At 31.4% G+C, this 1,023-nt stretch carries 2 protein-coding genes; both read left to right on the forward strand.

Translation table 11 applies throughout. The features are described 5' to 3' along the window. The coding region (locus ACFX5E_RS16215) for a GIY-YIG nuclease family protein (protein ID WP_379856205.1) at window positions 1–298 on the forward strand (298 nt) is incomplete at its 5' end. 20 nt (window positions 299–318) lie between these two features. After that, entirely contained in the window at window positions 319–918 is a 600-nt protein-coding gene (locus tag ACFX5E_RS16220) for a tyrosine-type recombinase/integrase (RefSeq protein ID WP_379856206.1), read from the forward strand. Window positions 919–1,023 lie beyond the last annotated feature (105 nt).

The following is a 1,023-nucleotide window of genomic DNA, read 5'->3' on the forward strand; positions in this document are numbered from 1 at the left end:
ATTGTTCACCCCGTTGGATAAAAAAATTGAACTTATGTATTATTATGTTTACGTTTTGCTAAGTGAAAAAGATAATCAATTTTACACTGGCTATACTTCTGATTTAAAAAATAGGCTGAATGAACATCAATCAGGTAAAGTTCCGTCTACAAAATATAGATTGCCTTTAAAATTAATTTATTTTGAAGGATGTTTAAATCAACAAGATGCTACCCGCAGAGAGAAATATTTAAAATCCGGAAATGGGAAAATATATCTTAGAAGCAGAATGCGGCTATTTTTTTATCCTACGGGGTAAACGCCATTAAATTATTTTTTATGACAGTAAGAGGAACCAAGATTGAAGTTGATAAAATACACCGTCCCAAACGATCAAAAGTTTTGCCTAATGTTTTGAGCAAAGGAGAAATTAAACTAATCTTGAATGCACATAGCAACATCAAGCACAAATCAATGCTAAGTATGATATACAGTTGTGGTTTGCGTAGAAGTGAACTCTTAAATTTAAAATTCTCAGATATTGATTCAAAGAGGAATATTGTGCTACTGAAAAACGCAAAAGGAAAAAAAGATAGAATAGCACCATTATCTCCTAAAATATTAAAAATGCTTCGTGACTATTACATCGCTTACAAACCTAAAAATTGGTTATTTGAAGGGCAAATATCAGGAGAGCAATATTCAGAACAAAGTTTGCAAAACGTTTTAAAACAAGCCTTAAAAAAAGCTAAAATTTCAAAACCAGTATCACTTCATTGGTTACGACACAGCTATGCTACACATTTACTGGAAAGCGGAACTGATTTACGCTATATTCAGGAACTTTTGGGACATAGTAGTAGCAAGACCACCGAAATTTATACCCATGTAAGTACAAAAAGTATCCAGCAAATAAAAAGCCCTTTTGATGATTTATAAGATAATTATTATATATTTGTTACTAAATAAAGTATGACTGTTGTCATACATACCCACCCAAAATTGGGTGGCTTTGTATGGTTTTGTCATACATATATACTAGTT

It is taken from the genome of Flavobacterium xylosi, from assembly GCF_042787345.1.
Lineage (GTDB): Bacteria > Bacteroidota > Bacteroidia > Flavobacteriales > Flavobacteriaceae > Flavobacterium > Flavobacterium xylosi.

Coding starts and splice junctions, on each gene's coding strand:
- ACFX5E_RS16220 (WP_379856206.1), top strand. CDS start 319: ATGACAGTAAGAGGAACCAAGATTGAAGTTGATAAAATACACCGTCCC.